This is a genomic window from Ruegeria sp. CK3 (assembly GCF_056536565.1).
Genome location: NZ_JBQFPV010000007.1, coordinates 127948 through 146236 on the forward strand (window position 1 = coordinate 127948; position 18289 = coordinate 146236).

An 18289-nucleotide genomic window follows, 5' to 3' on the forward strand; every position below is an offset into this window, starting at 1 on the left:
ATGGCCAACCGTTCCCAGATACAGGCCCGCGCCGCGATGATGCGTGTCCGGTTCGAGGCCGCAGGCGCGCAGGTGGTCGATACGCCTCTGTTGCAACCGGCCGAGACATTGCTGGATCTCTATGGTGAAGACATCCGCGGACGTGCTTATGTCACGTCGGACGCTCTGCGGGGCGAGCAGATGCTGCGCCCCGACTTCACTCTACCCGTGGTACAGATGCACATGAGCGACGGCGCAGAACCCGCGCGCTATACCTATTCCGGAGAGGTTTTTCGCCGTCAGGAACATGACCCGGACCGCTCGAATGAATATATCCAAGTGGGCTATGAGGTTTTTGATCGCGACGATCCATCCGGCGCAGATGCCGAGGTGTTCTCGCTGTTTGCGTTGCAGCTGCGGGGTCTGCCTCTGCGGGCCGCGACCGGGGATATCGGAATTCTGACCGCAGCCGTCGAGGGCCTTCGCACGACCGAGCGTCGCAAGACCGCCCTGATGCGGCATCTGTGGCGCCCCCGCCGGTTCCGCATTCTTCTGGATCGGTTCGCCGGCCGTAAACCCGGCCCCGAAGGGCGAGATGCGTTGCTGAACGCCGCAGACCCGCTGGACAACGACATTCCGATGATCGGCAAGCGCCGCGCCTCCGAGATCGAGGCGCGGATCGAAGCCCTGCGCGAAGACCGCGACACGCCGGCCATCTCAGACAACGAACTGGCCGGGTTGGAGACGCTTTTGAATGTGCGTGAGACCATGCCATTTGCGTTGGAACAGCTGCGCGACGTTGCTGTCGACCTGCCGCAGATCACGCAAGCGCTTGATCGGCTTGAAGCCCGGATCGCAGCGATGCAGGCGCGAGGTGTGGATGTTGAACGGTTGGATTTCGAGGCTGCATATGGCCGGACCTCGATGGAGTATTACGACGGGTTCGTCTTTGGCTTCTACGCCGAAGGCCGCCCCGATCTGCCTCCGATCGCGACCGGCGGGCGCTATGATGCGCTGACCCGGCAGCTTGGCAATGGCGAAGAAATTCCGGCCGTTGGCGGAGTCATCCGCCCCGACCTGATGCTCGAGATCGAGGAGGACGCACAATGAGCCTGAAACTGGGCGTGCCCTCGAAGGGCCGGTTGATGGAAAAGACCTTCTCGTGGTTTGAAAAGCGCGGCATTTCCTTGTCGCGCAGTGGATCGGACCGGGAATATGCGGGCAAGGTTGAGGGGATCGATGATGTCTCGTTGATCCTGCTGTCAGCGGGTGAAATCCCGCGTGAGCTGGCCGCGGGTCGTATTCACCTGGGGGTCACGGGTGTTGACCTTGTGCAGGAAAAGCTGCCGCGCTGGGAACAGCAAGTTGAAGAGGTTGCCGCGCTTGGCTTTGGCAAGGCGGATCTGATCATCGCCACGCCTGCTTGTTGGGTGGATGTGGATACGCTGGACGATCTGGATGCAGCCGCCGCTGCGTTCCGCAGAACACATGGTCACCGGCTGCGGATTGCGACCAAGTACCACCGTCTGGTTCGTGAGTTTCTGACCGATGCCGGGGTGGCCGACTATGCTCTGGTTGACAGCCAGGGCGCGACTGAAGGCACCGTGATGAACGAAACGGCCGAAGCCGTTGCCGATATCACCTCGACCGGTGAAACACTGCGGGCCAACCACCTCAAGATCCTGTCGGACGGTCTCATCCTGCAATCGCAAGCGACCCTGTGGCGCAGCCGTGTGGCGAGCTACGATGCTGGCGACAAAGCGGTTTTGTCCGAGCTGTTGGATCGCCTGCGCTGACTACAATATGCCGATTTCGGCCAGAGCGCGGTTCAGATCGTCTGGCAGGGCGTCGTCCTGCTCACGCGATTTTGGAAGATCGGCTGGGGTGTCTTCGGGTTTCAGATAACGCCAGCCTTGAAAGGGGCGTTTCAACGCGTTCTGGGTGCGATGTACCTCGGGGTCGAGAACAATGGCGCAGCGGCGGATGCCGTCCTCACCGCGTACCTCATCAAGGCGCAGGATGCGCTGGCGGCATTGGATCACGCCTTTGATCACCCAATAGATAGAACCTCCGTTCAGGATCTCGGCCTCGCGCTTTGGCCACATGCGCGTCACGTGGCGCGGGCAACCATCCGCGTAAAGCGGCTTGCGGCTGTCCTGCCACGCCATCAGCGTGTCGACGCTCTCTGACCCGACCGAAAGTTTGACGAGGTTTACGAATTTATCCACAGTTTACCCACAGAGTCGCCCCAAAGGAATTGGTTAAGAAGGTAGGGTTAACAGCCTATTGCATCAAGTCATAGTAGCGCTAGGTGACTAATTTGGTCTATCTTGTATGCCTCGCAGCTGAATAGGAATCACCAATGAGCCGCTTTGCCGCCCCCATCGCCGAGCAGATCTGGGACATGAAATACCGCTTTAAACAGGCGGATGGCACGGCTATCGACCAGACGGTCGAGGACAGCTGGCGACGTATCGCGCGCGATCTGGCGCGGGTCGAGAAAGACCCCGCCCCTTGGGAAGAAAAGTTCTACGCCGCGCTGGAGGATTTCAAATACCTGCCTGCCGGCCGCATAACCGCAGGCGCTGGGACCGCGCGACAGGTGACCCTGTTTAACTGCTTCGTCATGGGCACCGTGCCCGATAGCATGGGCGGCATCTTCGATATGCTGAGAGAGGCCGCGCTGACCATGCAGCAGGGTGGGGGGATCGGCTATGATTTCTCAACCATCCGTCCGCGGGGTGCGGATGTGAAAGGGGTGGCAGCGGATGCATCGGGGCCGTTGTCGTTCATGGATGTCTGGGACGCAATGTGCCGCACGATCATGTCCGCAGGCTCGCGCCGGGGGGCGATGATGGCGACGATGCGCTGCGATCATCCCGATATTGAACAGTTCATCACGGCCAAATCCGATCCGGCCCGTCTACGTATGTTCAACATGTCGGTGCTGGTGACTGACCCGTTCATGGAGGCCGTCAAGGCCGACGGACCTTGGGAGCTGGTGTTCGGTGGCAAGGTCTATCACACCGTTCAGGCGCGGGACCTGTGGAACAAGATCATGCAGGCGACCTTTGACTATGCCGAGCCGGGCGTGATCTTCATCGACCGCATCAATGCGGCCAACAACTTGAGCTATGTCGAGACGATTGCCGCCACCAACCCTTGTGGCGAGCAACCTCTGCCTCCTTATGGCGCGTGCCTGTTAGGCTCGATAAATCTTGCCCGGTTGGTGGCCGAGCCTTTCGAAGACGCGGCGCATCTGGACGAGGACGCACTGAAAGAGCTGGTCGCTACTGCTGTGCGCATGATGGACAATGTGGTGGACGCGTCGAAGTTTCCTCTGCCCGAACAGGAGGCCGAGGCGCAGGCCAAGCGCCGCATCGGGCTGGGTGTGACAGGTCTGGCGGATGCGCTTTTGATGTTGGGCCTGCGCTATGGCTCTGACGAGGCGGCGCGTCAAACCGAGCGCTGGTTGCACGCGATTGCCCGCGCCGCTTATCTGGCCTCGGTGCAACTGGCGAAGGAGAAGGGGGCGTTTCCCTTGTTCGATGCCGAGAAGTTCCTGGCCAGCGGCACGATGCAGCAGATGGATGAAGACGTGCGCGATGAAATCCGCAGGCACGGGATCCGCAACGCGTTGCTGACCTCGATCGCTCCCACGGGCACGATCTCTCTCTATGCTGGGAACGTTTCGTCGGGGATCGAGCCGGTCTTTGCCTATGCCTACACGCGTAAGGTGTTGCAGAAGGATGGCTCGCGCACCGAAGAAGAGGTGGTGGACTATGCCGTGCAGATGTGGCGCGACAAATTTGGCGACAAGGATCTGCCTGAGTTTTTCGTGAATGCGCAGACGCTGTCTCCGTCCGATCACGTGAAAATGCAGGCTGCGGCGCAGAAATGGATCGACAGTTCGATTTCGAAAACGATTAACTGTCCCGAGGACATCAGTTTCGACGCCTTCAAGGATGTCTACATGCAGGCATGGGATCAGGGCTGCAAAGGCTGCACGACTTATCGCCCCAATGACGTAACCGGCTCGGTTCTGACCGTATCGGAAAGTGCAGACACGGCGCCGGGTGAAAGCGCGGCTGCACCGCATGAGGTCAATGGCGGTGACGTCGTTTACATGTCTGAGCCGCTGGACCGCCCGCAGTCGCTAGAGGGGTCGACCTACAAGTTGAAATGGCCCGACAGTGAGCATGCGATCTATCTGACGATCAACGATATTGTCATCGGAGGCCGCCGCCGTCCGTTCGAGGTGTTCATCAACTCGAAGAACATGGAGCATTACGCCTGGACGCTGGCGCTGACCCGCATGATCTCGGCCGTTTTCCGGCGGGGTGGGGATGTGTCGTTCGTGGTCGAAGAGCTCAAGGCTGTGTTCGATCCGCGCGGTGGTGCATGGGTGAAGGGCAAGTATATCCCCTCGATCCTAGCAGCGATTGGCGGGGTGATCGAGCAGCACATGGTCAACATAGGCTTTCTCGAGGGAGAGGGGATGGGGCTAAAGTCCGACCCGCAGGCGCAGGTCGTCAACATGGATGCACCACGGGGCAAAGCATGCCCGTCATGTGGGCAGTATGACATGGTGATGATAGAAGGCTGCATGACGTGCAGAAGCTGCGGTCACTCGAAATGTGGCTGAGGTGAGGGGGCGTAACCCACTATGAACTGGAAGGCATTAAGAACCCATCTCGCCAATATTGTTGCCCATACGTAAGGTCATTTGCTCCCACAATCCGAAACTCTTGGGTTTGTGGGGAAGAAATGGCGCCGGGTCTTTGATCGCCGAGACCTTTTTTTGTGCGAATTGGGAAGAACAAACCGAAATCTCGCGAGGTTTGTAACAACAATAGAAGATTGGCTAGCTGCCCAGATCGCATCTGCAAGTGTCATTCCCTGACGAACAAGAACATCAACTTGGCGCAGCTTCTGAAATATTTCCTTTTGCTTGTGTCTCTTTTTCGACATTCGCGGTCCACCGTTTCTCAAACAGAACGGTGGACCACATCAAACGAAGCACTTCATCGCGTCATTTGTTGAAGAACTCTGCCACTGCATCGGTCGACGCTTTCACGGCCTCGGGCTTGTAGTAAAAGTCTAAGTGGCTGAATTCATCAAACGCCAGCTCTTTGTGGTCATTGGTCAGTTTCTCGACAAATGCGGTCGAGCAGATCGCTGTGGAGGCATTTGTACCGTAGATGGTCAGCGAGGGCTGCACAATTTTGTCCGCATAGGCTTCACAAATTGAGAACAAAGACTGCATGGGCTGATCAGCAATGTGCATGTTGGTATAGTTGGGAACTGCAACCGGCCCCTTAGCACCATCACGGCCGTAATAGTCATAGGTTTCGCCAGCCATGTCTGGGTAGGCGGCCGCTTCCGTGAACTCTTCACGAGACATTTCGTCGTTCAAGCCGAACGGTGCAACGTAGTCTGGCTCGCCGGTTTCATATTGCTTCTGCATCGAGGCATTTGCTGCGTCGATCATCTGATTGGCCATTTCGCGGTCGGTCCACTGGAACGCGTCCGAGGCCATCATGCCCGACACCATAGCGATTTTCTTGATACGGCGGTCTGTCACCGCTGCCGATGCGATGGTTTGACCGCCCTGACAGACGCCCAGGCCATAGATTTCTTCGACGAAGGGTAGCGTACCTAGGTATGAAACCGCGTCCCAGGTGTTTTCAATCAGGCGGAAGTTGTAGCGCGATTGTTTGAATTCGCCGGGCAGCGCGGGGCTATCGCCCATGCCCAGATAGTCGAAGCCGAAATAGATGAAGCCACGTGCCGCCATTTCAGGGCCGTAGGTCGCTGGTATTTGATCCTTGACCTGCGGGAACGGGCTGGCTCCCACGATGGCCTTGTAGGTCTTGGTCTCATCAAAACCTTCGGGCATGTAGAGATCACCGGCCAAATCCACGCCAAAAGATTTAAAGGTCACTGCGTTTTTGCCAGCGATGAAAGTTTCGGAGGTCATGGTATGGGTCCTTTCGAGGTCGAGCAGGATTGCACCTTGCTAAAGTAAATCGCTTTGTTTACTTATGTTGAGGAGGTGAATTTTGTAAACACACTTTTTTACTTTTTGAGGCGAAATCCGTGAAACGTACTGAAAAGAAAAGAAAAGATATCATCGATGCAGCCATCGATGAGTTTCGGGAACAAGGATTTCTGGGGGCCAGGACGACCTCAATCGCCCAAAAAGCAAATGTTTCGAGTCGCACGCTCTACAACCACTTCGAAAGCAAAGAGGCCCTCTTTGAAGCAATCTCAGAAATCATGTTGGAGCAGAACCGTAGTATGCAGCCGGTTGCCTATGACCCAAGCCGTGACTTCGTGGAGCAGCTGAAAGACGCTCTGTGGCGATACATTGCGGTCATAACGGAAGAGACAGCTATTGGTCTAAACCGCATGGTCCTTTCAGAGCTGATCCGCGACCTGGATCGCTCTCGGAGATTCTTCACGGAGACGGAAACACACGACTACCCGATGACGCAGTTGATCGGCGAAGCCATGGACGCTGGCGTAATCCGAAAAGCCGATCCGGTCTTCGCGACCAACCAGCTCTTGGGGCTTGTCAAAAACTTCTTCTTCTGGCCGGAGTTTTTCCTGGGCGAGAACCCGACCACCAAGGGCGTCATGGACGATTGCATCGCCATGTTTATGGCGCACTACAAAACGGGCAGTTGAACCGCTGGTGAAGCGCTAAGTGCTGGTCGTCACGATGGCAAAACAATCGAAGCCGAAGGTCACCCACCGAAAAGATCGCATATGTTCTGACCTATTTTGAACGACTGACTGCTTCCGACATCGACGGAATAGCTCCGGTACTCAGGAGTTGCCGTATTCTTCAGTCCAGAACGGTCTTCGGAAAGTAGAATGAGACCGTCCAGTTCGGGATATCCACGATTTCACTGATACGCAGATCGCCGCAGACCGAGCAGAGCATGTAGGCATCAAGCGCTGACATCCCCGTCGTGGCCGAGATCCAGTCGACCATGCCCGCCACCGCATCGCGGGCGGCCTGCATGAGATCCTCGCCTATGCCTGTCGTCGCCTTGTAGCCGGAGGTATCGAAATGGCGTGTGACGGGGCCGTTGGTTTCAAACCGGGGATAGGGCAGGTTTTCGCCTTTGAGAAGGTCGATTTTGATGGCCACGTCCATAGGGCTTTCGATGGCCGTACCGCAAATCTCACCATCGCCTTGTGCGGCATGGGTGTCCCCCAGTGACAACATCCCACCAGCCACTTCGACCGGGAGGTAAAGCGTTGTGCCCACGCAATTGTCGCGGATGTCCAGATTGCCGCCCACACGGCGCGGAGGGACGACGGAGTGCAAGCCCGGCTCGGCCAGCGCCAGGCCGATTGTGCCGACGAACGGCTTGAGCGGTACCTTCCCGCCCGGGCCGAACAGAGCAGGGGTCATCGCGGTGGAATCATAGTTCCAGATATGAAGCGCCGCGTCGGGAAACTGATCGGTCAGCAGGCCAAAACCGGGGATGTTGGCGGTCCAACCCCAGCCCGATGGTTTGAAATCCAGAAAGGTCACGGCAACGGTATCGCCGAGCTCGGCCCCGTTGATGTGGATCGGCCCTGTGACCGGATTGACCGCGTCGAAAGACAGCTTGCCCAGATCGGCCAGGGTCGAGGAAGCGTTCAACTGCCCGCCCGAACTGTCGATGGTTTCGACCTCAACGGTCTCGCCGGGGTCGACGCTCAGGACGGGTTCGATGGAGTTGTCCCAGCCGAAATGGTGGTTGTGTTTGTGGATAGTGTGGTTGCAACCCATGACTTACTCCTGTTTTTTCAGAACCAGGTCTTCGATTTCTTGATCACCCATGATCCCTCCGGGGCGCAGGGCCATAGTCAGTACGATGACCGTTCCGAGTGCAATACCCGACAAGCCGAGCACTTCGGGAAGGTCAACGCCCAGCAGGACCGGGCCGGTTTCCAGCCAGCGCACGCATTCCAACCCGAACGAGATCAGAAGCGTGCCCAGAACCGCACCTGTGACCGTTCTCATTCCCCCAAGGATTAGCATGGCGAGTGTCAGAAAGACGTGATTGAAATAGAAGGGCCGTGCGCTGATGGTGCCAAGGAAATAGGCGTAAGCAATCCCGGCGACCGCAAGCAGGATGGCCGACAGGACCCAGGCAATCAGGCGTAACCGGCGAATATTCACGCCCATTGCGGCGGCTCCGACCTCATCATCGGCGCAAGCACGCAGCTGGATGCCCCAGCGGCTTTCGCGAAACAGGCGTACGATGAACACAACAAATACGGACAAGATCACGATAGACGTCAATGAAAACACCTGCGGAATGCCGAAAAACGCTTGGTTTCCTTTGAAAATGTCGGTGCGGTACAGGAATACCGAGTGCACGATGACCAGGACGGCAAGGGAAAAGATGGTCACTCCAGACCCTGTCAGGCGCACGACAAACAGTCCGACGATTAGGGCCAGAACGGCGGTGATCACAATGGCAAGCAGCGCCGAACTGACCGGGTCCAGCGAGAAGGCATTCAACCCCCAAGGCGCATCCGGCAGAGAGATGGATTTGACCGTCACTGGCGTAACGCAGATCGCGGCGACATAGGCGCCGATTCCCATGAAGGCACTGTGGCTGAGGTTGGTCAGGCGCGCATTGCCCATGAACACCTGCATGGCCAGAACGACCAATAAGTTCACGTAGGCGCTGTATACCAGCCGAAGCTGATAGCGAGAGCCGAAATAGGTCACGATCAGCCCAATCGCGATCAATACGGCGGCCAGGATCGCAGCACCCACCAACCCGCGTTTCTGACTGGGGTTCAGGATCATATCTTGTCCCCCTTCTCGGTCGGCGGCGACAGGATGCCATCCGGCCTCCAGACCAGAACGAGGGCGATTATTCCAAAGACAAAAGCGTCTTTCATGCCGCCATATTCCTGCGGCAGAAGGACCAGCATGGCGACCTCTATGGCGCCAAGAAGAAAGCCGCCCAGCACGGCTCCGGGCAGGCTGCCAAACCCTCCAACGACGCAGGCCACAAAGGCCTTGAGGACCGGGTTGAACCCCAGATGCGGATCGACCGATCCACGCCGCGCCATGATGAAGATACAGGCCAGCCCGGCCAGCAGGCCCGACACCATGAAAGCCACTGCAAACACTCTGTTGGATTTGACGCCGACCATGCGGACCATCTCAAAATCCAGCGAGGCGGCGCGCATGGCCAGACCCAGTGTAGTGCGTTTGAGAAACAGCATCAGTCCGACGATCACCAGCACCGTCGTCACCGCCTCGAACACCTGAAGTGAAGATACCTGAACGCCCAAAAGCTGCACGGGCCAGTCGAGGAAGTACAACGATGTCACGGCCACGGGGCGTGGTGAGACCGCAAGCAGAAACACGTTTTGCAGAATGATTGAGACACCAAAGGCGGTCAGCAGACCGGTTGTCGGGTCCGCGTATCGCACGGGTCGGAACGCCACGCGTTCAAGCAGAAGGGACATCAGGATCGCAGCCGCGATCGCTCCGCCTATGACGATAAAGGGGTTGTTCAGCGCCAGTGCGGCAAAGGCCACCATCGTGTAGCCGCCAACTGCGATCACCTCACCATGGGCAAAGTTCACCAGCCCCATGATCGAAAAGACAATCGCCAGACCGAGTGCAATCAGCGCATATTCCGCGCCAAAGGCGAGCGCGTTCATCATCTGCTGGGCCACGTATTCCATGTCAGGCGATCCCCGTCAGTTCCGCCATAAGCGCGCTGCTTTGGCCCAGTGTTTCCTTGGTGCCCTCGGCCACGATCCGCCCGTTGTTCAGAAGGTAGGCGTAGTCCGACAGGCGCAGCGCTTGCGTTGCGTTCTGTTCGACCAGAAGGATCGTCATTCCCTGCGCTTTCAATTGTTCGATCATCTGGAATATTTGGCTCACGATCTTGGGGGCCAGACCCAGGCTGGGTTCATCCAGCAGCAGGATCTTGGGGCGCGTCATCAAGGCGCGGGAAATGGCCAGCATCTGCTGTTCTCCGCCCGACAATGTACCGGCTGGCTGGTCTTTGCGTTCGCCAAGGATTGGAAAGGTCTCAAGCCAGTGGGCGATGTCGGCGTCTTTGGCCGCGCGGTCAGAACGCGTTGCTCCGCCGAGCACCAGATTTTCCTCGACGCTCAGATTCGAGAATATCCGCCGTCCTTCGGGCGCCACGGACATACCCGCCTGCACGCGTGCCTCCACAGGCAGGGCCGAGATATCGGCCCCGTCAAAAGTGATCCGGCCCGAAGACCTAACCACCCCCATCAGCGCTGAGATGGTCGAGGTCTTGCCCGCGCCATTGGGCCCAAGCAAGGACACACAGCGGCCCTTCTCCACGGCGAAAGAGATGCCGTGCACGGCCTCGATCGGACCGTGAGAAACTATCAGGTTTTCAACATTCAGCATGGGATTTGAAACGGGGGCTGGAACCGCCCCCGTCTTTTGGCTCAGTTCCAGTCTTTCGGTGTGTTTTCGGGAATTTCGTTCGAGATCAGAACCCGCTCGCCATCTTTATAGCCAATCACAGGGATCGTGCGCTGGGCATAGGTTTTCGTGTCCTTGAACGAAATGCTGTCGACTGTGAGTACAGGGATCGAGTCCGCAGTGCGGATCGTTTCCGCAATCACCGCCGGGTCGCTGCTGCCCGAGGTTTCGACCGCCCAGGCAACGGCCTTGACTGTGTCGGCACCGGTGGCTGGGAACAGGCCGGGTACGTCGTGACCCAACTCCTTGCAGTCCGCCATAAACTGGACTACGGCGCTTTCGTCATGGCTGGGGGCCAGCGTGGCAAAGAACACCTTGTCGAGGATTGCGGGATCGTCAGCCGCGACGGCATCCAGCGATGGATCGTCAAACCCATCCGAGCCAACCACCCAAGCGTCGATACCGGCGCTGCGCAGCTGTCGGACCAGCACACCGATATCGGGCATGATCGACGAAATATAAACGGCGTCGATCTCTTCACCCAGTGCTTTCATGTCGGCGATCTGAGGCGACCAGTCCGATGTGCCAAAGCTGAAATTCATCTTGGCCAGCACCTTGCCGCCGCCTTCCTCGATCACTTGACCGAACCACAGCGGGGTACGCGCGGACCACGACCCGCCTTCGTCCGAGGTCAGCAGAACCACGTTCTTGACCCCTTCGCTGAGCGCGTGGTTGGCAGCAGCCGTTGCCGTGAATGGATCAGGCGAGACGCCGGTAAAGAAGTTGTCCACGATGCCCGCGTGCATCTCGACCTGTGTGGATTGCGGCTGGAAGATGGAAACGCCGTAAGGCTGGGCGATTTGCGCCACCGGGATCATCGTGTCCGAGAACGGCGTGGTCCCCAGCATCACAACGCCTTCGTCCAGAAACTTCTGCGCCAGTGAGATCGCGGCCTGCGTATCGCCTGCAGAATCCTGCACCAGGACTTCGATCTGCTTGCCACCAGCACCGCCGTCTGCGTTGATCATATCTGCCATACAGCGCGCGCCCAGGTATTCGGAATAGATGGCCAGATCACCAGTCATCGGCACGCCCAGTCCGATCTTGATCGTATCTTCGGCGACCGCGGGTAGGGCGAGGCTCATGGCGGTCAGGGTCGTAAGGGTCAACTTCTTCATACTTGTTCTCCTGTTGAAAGCCGCCTGCGTCACGCGGCACGTTCATCGGTTTCGCCAAGATAAGCGTCGATAACCTCTTGGTTCTTGGTTATTTCTTCGGGTGCGCCTTCGGCAATGATGGCGCCCATGTTCAAAACGGTGATCGTGTCGCAGAGCGACATGATGAATTTCAGATCGTGATCGATCACCAAAATCGCGCAGTCCGAATGTGTCCGCACCCATGTCAGCGACCGACCCAGAGCTTCCGTTTCCTGTTCGTTCATTCCTGCGGCGGGTTCGTCCAGCATCAGGACACGCGGGTTCAGGGCCAGCGCGCGAACGATCTCCAACCGCCGAAGCTGCCCATATGCCAATGACCCGGCGTTTTGGTTGAGCTTGTCCGACAGGCCGAACTCGGGGATCGCGGCGTCGACGATTTCGGCGCCGCGGCCGGAATAGCGGGCGACGTCGATGTTTTGCGCGACGCTGAGGCTTGGAAAGACCCGCAGGTTCTGAAACGTCCGCGCCACACCGCGAGCCGCGCGTTCGTGGGCGCGCAAGTTGTCCAGCGGCTCGCCATCCAGCGACAAGCTGCCCGCCGAGTGGGTCAGCAGGCCAGAGATCAGATTGACCAGCGTCGTCTTGCCGGCGCCATTGGGACCGATCAGGCCGCGCACCTCGCCCGGTGCGACGGACATGGTCACATCCTCAACGGCGTGGACCCCGCCAAAGGTCTTGGTGATGCACTTCAGATCAAGCACCGGCCAATTCCTCGACCAGTTCTTTTGTGGTGACCTGTCGGCAATAGCCTTTGATCGCGCGCAGAGAATTGTCGTGCCGATCCTGCGTATGGGTCAGGCAGGCATCTTCGACCTGAGTAACAAGGTAGCCCAGATCACATGCATCGCGGATGGCGCTTTCGACGCATTGATCCGTCAAAAGACCAGACAAAACGACCTGACGAACGCCAAGGTTGCGCAGGATGTAGTCAACATGCGTGGACACAAACACCGAAGAGGACGTCTTTGGCAGCACGATCTCATCCCCTTGGGGTGCGATCTGGTCAATGACCTTTCCATCCCAGCTGCCCTTGGGAACATGAAAACCCGTGATCTTATAATCCAGCGACCGGTCACGCCCGTCGAGTGTCAGGCTTTCGATATTGGTATACATGACTTCGACGCCGGCGCTGCGACAGGCGGCTTGTATGGCCTGCATGTTCGGGATCACGCGGGTGTACAGTTGATCGAAATACCAGCCATACTTCTCATTGAATTCGGCTTCAGGCATGTCCTTGAATTCGGCTCCTTCCCGGTGTGCCGAATAGTTCTGCACATCAATGAACAACAGCGCGGATTGCGATGGGACAAGGGGAACATTGCGGGTCAAATTCACGTCTTGGTCTCCAATATCCGGGTAAAGGCCTCGGCGAGAAGCTGCGCCCAATCCTCGACGCCTTTTGTATCGCGGATCAGGTCATTGCGGATCTCGACCAGCGAATGCGCCAGTCCGCGCGGTTCCGCGAAACGCGGTATGAACCAGTCGCTTTCACTGTCGATCTGATAGGGCTGGTTCAACGCCATGTGCAGATCGGGACGAATGGCCGAGATGTGGTCGATGGCGGCTTTTCCCGTGGCCGGGTCAACACGCGTCAGAAATCCAGCGTGCCAAGGTCGCGCCTCACCATCGATCTGTGCAGCGAAGGAGTGGATCGACACCGCAAGCACGCGCGGCGCACGGTCCAGCATATATTCAATGGCACCGTTCAGTGGGGCCATGATCTCGCGCTGACGCGCTGTGCGATCCGCAGCGGTCAAGTTCAGATTGGCTGGGATCTGCTCTCCAAAGCTGTTTGGCGGAATTGAATCCGGGGCTTCGATTGGGCGGTTGCAATCAATCACAAGCCGGGAATAGCGCTGCAAGATCAAAGGGGCCCGTAGCCGGTCAGCCAATTGTCGAGCCACGGCCTCGGCCCCAATGTCCCAACCGCGATGGCTGGCCTGCACCTCTTCCGAGACACCCAGATCGCCCAGCTTTTGCGGGATCGCGCGCCCGGCGTGTTCGCAGAGCAGCGCGATCTTTGCATCACTGTCACGATTCACCCATTCCACCGGGGCGGGATCCCCGGCGACCAGCAGTTCTTGGGTCGCGGCTGATGTGTTCATGTGGCCCAAGTTAGAGAACAAGTTTTTTCAGAGTCAATAAAAAATGGATTGACTGAAATTTTTATTCCATGCGATCCATTCAGATCAGGAGGTGCCGCTTGCTTGTTAGGCAGAGGATTGAAGCGAAGGCCGAAAACATGACCGCGAGCGAGCGCAAGCTGGCCGCTGCCTTGCTCAGCGACTACCCCTATGCGGGTCTGGTCACGATTCAGGAACTCGCACGGCGCGCCGAGGTCTCAGCCCCGTCGATCTCTCGGTTTGTCACCAAGATCGGACTGGGGGGCTATCAGGAATTCCAGCGCGCCTTGTTGTCCGAGTTGAAAGAAGGCCAACGTTCACCCACTGATCTGCACGGCGAGGGGCGCAGTGTTGATGGAGGGTTCTTACGTGATTTCATCGCGCGCGCCTCGTCCCAGATGGCGCTGTCGGCAGAAGGTATCACCGAGGCGCAGTTTCAGCGCATATGCTCGGTACTGAGCCAGCCAAAAAGCGATGTCTATATTTTGGGCGGTCGGATCAGTGATACCATCGCGCAACATTTGTCCTTTCACCTGCGCCAAACCCGCAGCGGCGTGTATCATCTTCCGGCCAACAACGAGGTCTGGCCGGAATACCTGCTGCGGATGAAGCCTGCGGATATCCTGTTTCTGGTCGATTTTCGCCGCTACCAACCTGCGCTGGCGCGATTGGCCGCTACTGCCGCGCAGGATCGAGGGGTTCGCGTTGTTCTCATGACAGACAAATGGTTGTCTCCCATATCCCGCCATGCGGCAGAAATCTTGCCAGTTCCGATCGAAAGCGGCACGCTCTGGGATACGTACACAGCGGCCCTTGCCGTCACAGAGGCGCTGGTGACGCGTATTGCCGAAGACAACTGGGACCAGACGAAGTCCCGCATCGAAGCCTGGGATGCCATGCGATCCCACAACCAGGACCCCAACCCATGATGCCCAAAACCCCCCTGATGTTCGTCGCCACCTCTGACCTTGCCGGTAAATTGCGGGGCAAGGCGTTTCCGACGGATCAACTGAACAAGCGGTTGCAGCGCGGCGTCGGGTGGACACCTACGAATGTCCAGATCAACTGCTTTGACGGAATTGCCGAAAGCCCTTTTGGCGCGCTGGGCGATCTTCTTCTGATCCCGGACGCCACGGCCGAGGCAAAGGTCGAGTTCGGCGAAGACTCCGGCCTGCACTTTCTTATGGGCGATATCGTCACTCTGGACGGAGACCCTTGGGACTTCTGCACGCGCAGTTTGTTGAGGGCGGCGCTGGAGCGGCTGCACAAGGTCTCAGGAGCAAATTTGCTGGCTGCGTTCGAGCATGAGTTCCAGCTGAAAGATCCGCCAACTCAGGCCAACGAAGCCTATGGCCATCGGGGTTTTGGCCTGCAGCGTGATCTGTGCGAGACCTTGATCAACGCGATTTCTCAGGTCGGTCTGAAGCCGGATTCGATCATGAAGGAATATGGGCCAAACCAATATGAGGTCGTCATCGGCCCCGAGCTGGGTGTTCGCGCAGCGGACGCAGCCATAATGGTGCGCGAACTGACGTATGCGACTGCGCAGGCCTATGGCGAGCGGGCTACCTATACCCCTATTCGAGATGTCGCGAGCGTTGGGAATGGGGTCCATATCCATATGAGCTTTGTGGATGATCATGGCGCGCCGCTGACCTACGCCGATGACGGGCCCTGCGGCATGTCGGACCTGACAAGTGCCTTCGCCGCCGGAGTGTTGAAATATCTGGATGCGATCCTGGCTCTGACAGCGCCTTCGGTGATCTCGTATGAACGCCTGACACCGCATCGATGGTCTGCGGCTTTCAACAATCTGGGTTTTCGCGACCGCGAGGCTTCCTTTCGGATTTGCCCGGTGACCGCAAAAGACCCAGCCTCGATCGCCGGGCAGTTCAACATCGAATACCGTGCGGCGGATGCTGCAGCTTCGCCTCATCTGGCGCTTGCGGCGGTTGTCATGGCCGGGACGCAGGGGATCGAAGAGGGGCTACCCGCGCCCGTTCCAACCGAAGAGGATCTTTCGCTGTTGGACGTCGCAGAACTGAACCAAAGGGGGCTGGTGCGCTTGCCTCAGACTTTGGAAGTTGCGCTCGACCGGTTCGTTTCCAACCCGGTTGTGACCGGCTGGTTCCCCGCAGGCTTTGCCGAGGTGTACCAAGCTCACAAGCAATCCGAGATCGCGACAACCGAACATCTGGACACAGACGCACGCTGCCGATTGTACGAAGAAACATATTGACCTGAGCGGTTCGTCTTGCCGAAGCTTGCCCAATGCGACCTCTGGGGCGTCGTTTGGGTAATCTCGCGCCGTATGACGCGTGCAAGCTGTTTAGCTAAGGATAGGGATGGATCATGAGCCGTTCAGAAACCGATGCTATCTTGAATGTGCATAGGCTGGCTTTTGGCGAAGCGGAAGGTGAAGAAATCGCTCAACTCGCCGAAGATCTCCTTGAGCATCCGGAAACGATTTCAATCAGCGTAAGGCGCAAGGGGCAGATCGCGGGCAATGTCATGTTCACCCCGTTTGTCTTCCAGGGTCACCCGGACGTTAAATGCTATCTTCTTGCGCCCTGCGGTGTCTCCCCCGAGTATCAAGGCCTAGGAGTTGGCAGAGAGATGATGGAGACCGGCATCATGCACTTGAGGTCCATTGGAACAGACGCTGTCTTCGTGTTGGGCGTGCCGACTTTCTACCCCTTGTTCGGGTTTGTCCCGACTGACAAAGAGATACCATATCCTGACCTTCTGACGATCCCCGAGGCATGGATGACGCTTGAGCTCACTGCAGGATCGGTTGAAAAACTGGGGGGAAAAACACTTGCGATTGCGCCCTTCATGCACGCGCATCTCTGGGACACATCACAACACGAGTGAATTTAGTTTTTTGTTCTTGCCTCAAACCGCAGCCCTGTTTCAGGTCTCCATTTTTGCTGGCCATGTCTGTTTTGTTTCTGGAAATGTCGCAAGGCTTTCAGCCGCGAATCCTTCCCCGAGTAGGTTGCGCATGTGAGGTGCTGCTGTCTGATTCTCAGGCGGCAGAGAATTGGGAAGCCGGTGCAATTCCGGCGCTGCCCCCGCAACGGTAAGAAAGGTCAGGTTCGACAGGTGACCACTGGGAGGAGGATCCCGGGAAGGTGTCGAAACCGGGCGTAAGCCCCTTTCAAGTCCGGAAACCAGCCTTGCATATATGTCAAACTGCGGGTGGCGGTGGGGGCACAAGTTTCGGACGTGATCCTCGCACGGCTCCGGACTGGCCTCTTATGTCATCTGCCCAAGCTGAGCCGCAGGGCGCGGCAGGAGAGCCAGAAGTGAGCAACGTTCAAAGCCTGTTGGCGCGTCGAAACCCGGCCTATGCCCTTGAGCAGGCGTTCTATACCGATCCAGATGTCTTTCAGGCGGATCTTGAGGCCATCCACTACCGCAACTGGCTATTTGCCATTCCGGCATGTGAACTGGTGAAAACAGGCGACTATGTGACCTACACTGTAGGCGCATACCGCGTGATCATTGTGCGCGGCGCGGACAACCAGATCCGGGCCTTCCACAATACCTGCCGCCATCGCGGGTCAATCATCTGCAAAGCGGCCAAGGGGAACTCGCCCAAACTGGTCTGCCCCTATCACCAGTGGACCTATGAGCTTGACGGCTCATTGCTGTGGGCGCGTGATATGGGGCCTGATTTCGACCCCAAACAACACGGGCTGAAAACCGTTCACTGCCGTGAACTGGCCGGGCTGGTCTATATCTGTCTTGCGGATGAAGCGCCCGATTTCGACACTTTCGCCAATAGAGCACGGCCCTATCTGGAGCCGCATGATCTAAGCAACGCCAAGGTCGCCTTTGAAAGCACGATCATCGAAAAGGGTAACTGGAAGTTGGTTTGGGAAAACAACCGTGAGTGCTATCACTGCGGTGGCAATCACCCTTCGCTGTGCCGGACCTTCCCTGATGATCCCTCGGTAACCGGTATCGAAGGGGGTGAAACCCCGGCCTTCATGCAAACTCACTTCGACCGTTGCGAGGCTGCGGGAATGCCGTCGCAGTTCTATCTGCATGATGACGGGCAATACCGCCTGGCGCGCATGCCGCTGAAGGAAGGGGCGGAAAGCTACACTCTGGACGGTAAATCCGCGGTGCGTCGCTTTCTTGGCCGTTCGCCCTTTGCGGATGCGGGGACGTTGCTGAAGTTCCACTATCCCAGCACGTGGAACCACTTCCTGGCCGATCATTCGATTGTTTTCCGGATCACGCCGGTCAGCCCGACCGAGACCGAAGTCACCACGAAGTGGCTGGTCAACAAGGATGCGGTCGAAGGGGTCGACTATGATGTCAAGCGCCTGACCGAGGTCTGGATGGCCACCAATGACGAAGATCGCCGCGTGGTGGAAGACAACCAGATGGGCATCAACAGCCCCGCCTATGTGCCGGGACCGTATTCGGGGATCCAGGAATCCGGTGTTCTGCAATTCACCGATTGGTATTGCAGTGCCCTGGCGCGCCACCTTGCACCTGACACGATGGCGGCGGAGTGA

At 58.0% G+C, this 18289-nt stretch carries 18 protein-coding genes and 1 riboswitch; of the genes, 8 read left to right on the plus strand and 10 right to left on the minus strand.

Annotated features, from left to right (window positions below; genetic code table 11):
• Together ACR0C3_RS11620 and hisG are read left to right on the plus strand one after the other, a co-directional pair.
• Positions 1-1089 (plus strand): ATP phosphoribosyltransferase regulatory subunit, encoded by a 1089-nt coding sequence (locus tag ACR0C3_RS11620; RefSeq protein WP_480758562.1) that lies wholly within the window; start codon positions 1-3, stop codon positions 1087-1089.
• The gene (gene hisG / locus ACR0C3_RS11625; RefSeq protein WP_480758563.1) at positions 1086-1775 is read left to right on the plus strand and encodes an ATP phosphoribosyltransferase; all 690 of its coding nucleotides are present in this window, start codon (positions 1086-1088) and stop codon (positions 1773-1775) included. Before ACR0C3_RS11620 ends, hisG begins: the two co-directional genes overlap by 4 nt.
• Here hisG and ACR0C3_RS11630 read toward each other — a convergent pair whose 3' ends face one another.
• A complete protein-coding gene (locus ACR0C3_RS11630) occupies positions 1776-2207 on the minus strand; it encodes a DUF1489 domain-containing protein (RefSeq protein WP_170374510.1) in 432 nt (143 codons plus the stop codon). It abuts the gene before it with no gap.
• A 134-nt stretch (positions 2208-2341) separates the two neighbouring features.
• Between ACR0C3_RS11630 and ACR0C3_RS11635 the strand changes: the two genes are divergently transcribed.
• Positions 2342-4624, plus strand: coding sequence for an adenosylcobalamin-dependent ribonucleoside-diphosphate reductase (locus ACR0C3_RS11635; protein ID WP_480758565.1), 2283 nt, complete (start codon positions 2342-2344; stop codon positions 4622-4624).
• Between the two features lie 387 nt (positions 4625-5011).
• On the opposite strand, the gene ACR0C3_RS11640 is transcribed toward ACR0C3_RS11635, so the two are convergent.
• Positions 5012-5959 (minus strand): alpha/beta hydrolase, encoded by a 948-nt coding sequence (locus ACR0C3_RS11640; RefSeq protein WP_480758566.1) that lies wholly within the window; start codon positions 5957-5959, stop codon positions 5012-5014.
• Between the two features lie 119 nt (positions 5960-6078).
• On the opposite strand from ACR0C3_RS11640, the gene ACR0C3_RS11645 reads away from it, so the two are divergent.
• Positions 6079-6669 carry a TetR/AcrR family transcriptional regulator gene (locus ACR0C3_RS11645; protein WP_480758567.1) on the plus strand — a complete coding sequence of 197 codons (591 nt, stop codon included), beginning with the start codon at positions 6079-6081 and terminating at the stop codon, positions 6667-6669.
• A 160-nt stretch (positions 6670-6829) separates the two neighbouring features.
• On the opposite strand, the gene ACR0C3_RS11650 is transcribed toward ACR0C3_RS11645, so the two are convergent.
• The 8 genes from ACR0C3_RS11650 to ACR0C3_RS11685 are packed head-to-tail and all read right to left on the minus strand — an operon-like array spanning position 6830 to position 13739.
• Positions 6830-7768, minus strand: coding sequence for an acetamidase/formamidase family protein (locus tag ACR0C3_RS11650; protein ID WP_480758568.1), 939 nt, complete (start codon positions 7766-7768; stop codon positions 6830-6832).
• Positions 7769-7771: 3 nt separating this feature from the next.
• Positions 7772-8800, minus strand: coding sequence for a branched-chain amino acid ABC transporter permease (locus ACR0C3_RS11655; RefSeq protein ID WP_480758569.1), 1029 nt, complete (start codon positions 8798-8800; stop codon positions 7772-7774).
• Positions 8797-9693, minus strand: a complete 897-nt coding sequence (locus tag ACR0C3_RS11660; protein ID WP_170492416.1) for a branched-chain amino acid ABC transporter permease — start codon at positions 9691-9693, stop codon at positions 8797-8799. Before ACR0C3_RS11660 ends, ACR0C3_RS11655 begins: the two co-directional genes overlap by 4 nt.
• Position 9694: 1 nt before the next feature.
• Positions 9695-10399 (minus strand): ABC transporter ATP-binding protein, encoded by a 705-nt coding sequence (locus ACR0C3_RS11665; protein ID WP_480758570.1) that lies wholly within the window; start codon positions 10397-10399, stop codon positions 9695-9697.
• Positions 10400-10440: 41 nt separating this feature from the next.
• Positions 10441-11595 carry an ABC transporter substrate-binding protein gene (locus ACR0C3_RS11670; protein WP_480758571.1) on the minus strand — a complete coding sequence of 385 codons (1155 nt, stop codon included), beginning with the start codon at positions 11593-11595 and terminating at the stop codon, positions 10441-10443.
• A 29-nt stretch (positions 11596-11624) separates the two neighbouring features.
• Entirely contained in the window at positions 11625-12335 is a 711-nt protein-coding gene (locus tag ACR0C3_RS11675) for an ABC transporter ATP-binding protein (RefSeq protein WP_480758572.1), read from the minus strand.
• The gene (locus ACR0C3_RS11680) at positions 12328-12969 is read right to left on the minus strand and encodes a cysteine hydrolase family protein (protein ID WP_480758574.1); all 642 of its coding nucleotides are present in this window, start codon (positions 12967-12969) and stop codon (positions 12328-12330) included. The genes ACR0C3_RS11675 and ACR0C3_RS11680 overlap by 8 nt, the downstream gene beginning before the upstream one ends.
• Entirely contained in the window at positions 12966-13739 is a 774-nt protein-coding gene (locus ACR0C3_RS11685) for an N-formylglutamate amidohydrolase (RefSeq protein ID WP_480758575.1), read from the minus strand. The genes ACR0C3_RS11680 and ACR0C3_RS11685 overlap by 4 nt, the downstream gene beginning before the upstream one ends.
• A gap of 68 nt (positions 13740-13807) precedes the next feature.
• Between ACR0C3_RS11685 and ACR0C3_RS11690 the strand changes: the two genes are divergently transcribed.
• From ACR0C3_RS11690 to ACR0C3_RS11705, 4 genes are all read left to right on the plus strand, one after another.
• Positions 13808-14686, plus strand: coding sequence for a MurR/RpiR family transcriptional regulator (locus ACR0C3_RS11690; protein WP_371811947.1), 879 nt, complete (start codon positions 13808-13810; stop codon positions 14684-14686).
• Positions 14686-15996, plus strand: coding sequence for a type I glutamate--ammonia ligase (locus tag ACR0C3_RS11695; RefSeq protein WP_480758577.1), 1311 nt, complete (start codon positions 14686-14688; stop codon positions 15994-15996). Before ACR0C3_RS11690 ends, ACR0C3_RS11695 begins: the two co-directional genes overlap by 1 nt.
• Positions 15997-16109: 113 nt before the next feature.
• Positions 16110-16631 carry a GNAT family N-acetyltransferase gene (locus ACR0C3_RS11700; RefSeq protein ID WP_480758578.1) on the plus strand — a complete coding sequence of 174 codons (522 nt, stop codon included), beginning with the start codon at positions 16110-16112 and terminating at the stop codon, positions 16629-16631.
• Between the two features lie 118 nt (positions 16632-16749).
• Positions 16750-16953, plus strand: a riboswitch (cobalamin riboswitch).
• A gap of 64 nt (positions 16954-17017) precedes the next feature.
• Positions 17018-18289, plus strand: coding sequence for an aromatic ring-hydroxylating oxygenase subunit alpha (locus tag ACR0C3_RS11705; RefSeq protein ID WP_480758580.1), 1272 nt, complete (start codon positions 17018-17020; stop codon positions 18287-18289).

Bases quoted from the DNA above. Each gene is read 5' to 3' on its own strand.
- ACR0C3_RS11650 (WP_480758568.1), bottom strand. From the start codon at position 7,768: ATGGGTTGCAACCACACTATCCACAAACACAACCACCATTTCGGCTGG.
- ACR0C3_RS11640 (WP_480758566.1), bottom strand. From the start codon at position 5,959: ATGACCTCCGAAACTTTCATCGCTGGCAAAAACGCAGTGACCTTTAAA.
- ACR0C3_RS11695 (WP_480758577.1), top strand. From the start codon at position 14,686: ATGCCCAAAACCCCCCTGATGTTCGTCGCCACCTCTGACCTTGCCGGT.
- ACR0C3_RS11685 (WP_480758575.1), bottom strand. From the start codon at position 13,739: ATGAACACATCAGCCGCGACCCAAGAACTGCTGGTCGCCGGGGATCCC.
- ACR0C3_RS11660 (WP_170492416.1), bottom strand. From the start codon at position 9,693: ATGGAATACGTGGCCCAGCAGATGATGAACGCGCTCGCCTTTGGCGCG.
- ACR0C3_RS11635 (WP_480758565.1), top strand. From the start codon at position 2,342: ATGAGCCGCTTTGCCGCCCCCATCGCCGAGCAGATCTGGGACATGAAA.
- ACR0C3_RS11700 (WP_480758578.1), top strand. From the start codon at position 16,110: ATGAGCCGTTCAGAAACCGATGCTATCTTGAATGTGCATAGGCTGGCT.
- ACR0C3_RS11690 (WP_371811947.1), top strand. From the start codon at position 13,808: ATGCGATCCATTCAGATCAGGAGGTGCCGCTTGCTTGTTAGGCAGAGG.
- ACR0C3_RS11665 (WP_480758570.1), bottom strand. From the start codon at position 10,399: ATGCTGAATGTTGAAAACCTGATAGTTTCTCACGGTCCGATCGAGGCC.
- ACR0C3_RS11670 (WP_480758571.1), bottom strand. From the start codon at position 11,595: ATGAAGAAGTTGACCCTTACGACCCTGACCGCCATGAGCCTCGCCCTA.
- ACR0C3_RS11620 (WP_480758562.1), top strand. From the start codon at position 1: ATGGCCAACCGTTCCCAGATACAGGCCCGCGCCGCGATGATGCGTGTC.
- ACR0C3_RS11705 (WP_480758580.1), top strand. From the start codon at position 17,018: ATGTCATCTGCCCAAGCTGAGCCGCAGGGCGCGGCAGGAGAGCCAGAA.
- ACR0C3_RS11655 (WP_480758569.1), bottom strand. From the start codon at position 8,800: ATGATCCTGAACCCCAGTCAGAAACGCGGGTTGGTGGGTGCTGCGATC.
- hisG (WP_480758563.1), top strand. From the start codon at position 1,086: ATGAGCCTGAAACTGGGCGTGCCCTCGAAGGGCCGGTTGATGGAAAAG.